The organism is Shewanella sp. SR44-3 (assembly GCF_014163735.1).
Classification (GTDB): Bacteria; Pseudomonadota; Gammaproteobacteria; order Enterobacterales; family Shewanellaceae; genus Shewanella.
This window is the reverse complement of record NZ_JACJDV010000159.1, coordinates 1-221: the sequence shown is the minus strand read 5'-3', so window position 1 is coordinate 221 and position 221 is coordinate 1. Positions and strand designations below refer to the sequence as shown.

General features: G+C 37.1%; 1 rRNA gene. It reads right to left on the bottom strand.

Annotation, left to right across the window (positions count from 1 at the left end):
• Nucleotides 1-65, bottom strand: a 5S ribosomal RNA gene (gene rrf, locus H5073_RS18215); the annotation flags it as partial.
• Nucleotides 66-221: the final 156 nt, after the last annotated feature.

Below are 221 nucleotides of genomic sequence, written 5' to 3'. Positions count from 1 at the left end.
ATACTGTGTTTCACTTCTGAGTTCGGAATGGGATCAGGTGGTGCCACAGCTCTATGGTTTCCAGACAAATTTTGTTTATTTAACGCACTCATTTGTGCATTAAATAATAATTCGGAAAGCTGATTTCGTTTTGAGTTCTAGTACACGGATGTACTTAGTGTCATCAATGCCTGGAGCATTTTATGACCACACTTTATTAAGCGCTTATATTCTTTACTAAG